Genomic DNA, 2578 nt, shown 5'->3' with positions numbered 1-2578 from the left:
ATTTTATATATAAAATATAAATATATAATATTTACTTTATATTTACTTTATTAATATTTAATAGTTTTTAAATCAATCAAAAAGGATAAAAATGATAATTGCGGTTGTAAATGAAAAAGGCGGGAGTGGCAAAACTACTCTATCAGTTAATCTTGCGTGTAAGTTAGCTCAAGAAGGTGATGATGTATTACTCATTGACGCAGACCCTCAAAGGAGCAGTGAAGCTTTCATTAATATTCGCACAAATGCAGACTTGCCCCTATTGTTTAATTCAGTTACAAAGCTCGGCGATGGCTTAGCGCGAGAAGTTAAATCTCTTGCTTCAAAATATGATTCTATTGTGATTGACACAGGGGGGAGAGATTCTAAAGAAATGCGACAAGCTCTTGCTATTGCAAACTTAATTATCATTCCAAGTGTGCCTAGTCAATATGATGTAGTAGTGCTTGATAAAATGATTTCACTTTATGATGAAGTAAGCGTAATTAACCCAGAATCTAAAGCCCTGATTGTCATTGATAAGGCTTCTCCAAATCCATTTTTAGAGAAAAAAATCAACGATTTACGCGAATATATTAATGAAAAGAACTTGCAAAATTTGCACTTGATGAAAGCGGTAATTCACGAGCGTGAAGCCTTTAAGAATGCGACATCTGCAGGAATGGGTATTACTGAATTTTGTAAAAGTGGCGACAAAGCCTTTGATGATTTTGTAAGCTTCTATAATGAACTCTTAGCAGAAGCACAAAAGATTTAAAATATTTTCTAATATAAAAAAATAATAATTTATTTATTTTTTATATATATTTTAGTATTATTTTATACATTAAATAATACTAAAATATATATAAATGAAAGGTTGAAAAATGGCAGGATTTAAAAACATAAACTCTTTTAAGAATGTAGAACTCCACAAAAAAGCAGATGATTTTGTCAATCGCGCAGAGGGAGAAACCAGCAAAGCTCCAAATAAAAAAAGAGGAGCTCCACCAAAAAGTGAAGCAAATAAGCGCACACAAAAAATGACTATTTACTTCACAGAAAAAGAAATACACAAAATTCAAGAAATGGCAGAGCAAAAAAATATGAGTTCAAGTGAGTTTGCACGATATAAAATTTTTAGTTATGAAAATAAAAATTTTCAAACTTAATAAAAATGCTCCAAATATCGTAATATGGGGATATTTCAATTTCTTTAAGTTTCAAAGTCAAAAAATGCAAAACTTAAAGTATGGATTCTAAGGCTTTAGAACCTTTAAGAATTGAGAAAACTTAAATTAAGTATTTTTTAAGTTAAAAGGAAAAAATTGAGAGCTTACGATTTTGTCTTGTTACCACTTCCCGAAATCTTAGAGCAAATAGGCTACACAATCAAAAGAGAGAAAAGCTCACAAAGACATATTACAATGAGTAGCCCAAATGGCGATATGATTGTAATCACGAGGCAAAGTAACGCGCATTATCTCTATTTCAACCCATTTAACGAACACGATAAGGGCAATATACATCATTTTTGCAAAAATAGAAAAATTAATATTAAAGAGCTTCTGCAAGGTAAAAAAATCTCACAATCTTATGAGCTTATTGCCACAGAGCTAAAAAACAATGAAATTCAAGCCGCAATCAATTTTAAAAACCTCAAATCAATCAATCTTTCAAGTAAAAATTCAGCAGTGAGAGGAAATTATTTAAAAAAGCGTGGAATCAAAGAAGAACTTTTTACTCAATATAATATCAAAATAGACAATCGCAATAATGTATGCTTCCCTACTTATATCTATGAAAAAAACTTAAATGCCAAAGATTTATCTCTTTGTGGCTATACAGCAAAACTTAATCAACCAATCACAAAAGACAGAGAAGGCAAAGACTATGCAAAGGCACTTAAAACTCTTTCTTTTGGAAAAAAAGGACTTGAAATTCTCAAAGCTCATAGCACAAAAAGTCTTAAAGAAATCACATTTTTAATCATTACAGAATCTAGCATTGATTCTCTAAGCGTATTACAACTCCAAAAGCTAGAGCCAAAACATACTTTACTTTGTGCCACAGGAGGAACTATCACAGAAAAGACAAAAGAAGCAATCTCTTTTCTTTTATCAAGCGCAGAAAAGAATCTTCAAGTGATTCTAGCTTTTGATAATGACACACAAGGAAAAAAATTCAACACTCAAATGAAAAAAATCACGCAATCTTATGAAATTCAAACACAAATCCTCATTCCAAAAAATAAAGATTTTAACGAAGATTTAACTCAAACACTTTAAAACTTAAAACCAATTCAAAAGAAAATTCTCTTTGCTTTATAAATAATAAATATAAGAACTATTATCATATACTTTTCCCCTTTTAAATTTTTGTTTTTTATGTTTGTTTTAGAAGAGCTCAAAAAGTAGTGTTACACGCCTTTATAGCATTTATTAAGTGGATAAATTGCGAATTTTAAGTGGATAAATTGCGGAGAAATAGGCTATTAAAGGGATAAATTGCGGAGAAACATTGTTTAATCAAAGCACGAAAAATAGGATTATAGAGTTTCTTTTAGAGGAATTTTATTAAGTGGATAAATTGCGAATTT

The 2578-nt window shown here is 29.9% G+C and carries 3 protein-coding genes; all 3 read left to right on the top strand.

Annotated features, from left to right (window positions below; genetic code table 11):
• The first annotated feature begins 91 nt into the window (after positions 1 to 91).
• The 3 genes from LS67_RS09415 (at position 92) to LS67_RS09405 (ending at position 2267) form a co-directional block, all read left to right on the top strand.
• Entirely contained in the window at positions 92 to 757 is a 666-nt protein-coding gene (locus LS67_RS09415; protein ID WP_034328546.1) for an AAA family ATPase, read from the top strand.
• A gap of 109 nt (positions 758 to 866) precedes the next feature.
• Positions 867 to 1151, top strand: coding sequence for a plasmid mobilization protein (locus LS67_RS09410; RefSeq protein ID WP_034328547.1), 285 nt, complete (start codon positions 867 to 869; stop codon positions 1149 to 1151).
• 156 nt (positions 1152 to 1307) lie between these two features.
• On the top strand, positions 1308 to 2267 hold the full coding sequence (locus LS67_RS09405; protein WP_034328548.1) for a toprim domain-containing protein: 960 nt from the start codon (positions 1308 to 1310) through the stop codon (positions 2265 to 2267).
• The last annotated feature ends 311 nt before the right edge of the window (positions 2268 to 2578 follow it).

It is taken from the genome of Helicobacter sp. MIT 03-1616 (assembly GCF_000765685.2).
GTDB lineage: Bacteria > Campylobacterota > Campylobacteria > Campylobacterales > Helicobacteraceae > Helicobacter_C > Helicobacter_C typhlonius.
The sequence above is the reverse complement of the archived record's forward strand: the minus strand, read 5'-3'. Positions and strand labels throughout refer to the sequence as shown.

What these genes read in the sequence shown, in the direction of transcription:
- LS67_RS09410 (WP_034328547.1), top strand. Translation starts at nt 867, where the DNA reads ATGGCAGGATTTAAAAACATAAACTCTTTTAAGAATGTAGAACTCCAC.
- LS67_RS09415 (WP_034328546.1), top strand. Translation starts at nt 92, where the DNA reads ATGATAATTGCGGTTGTAAATGAAAAAGGCGGGAGTGGCAAAACTACT.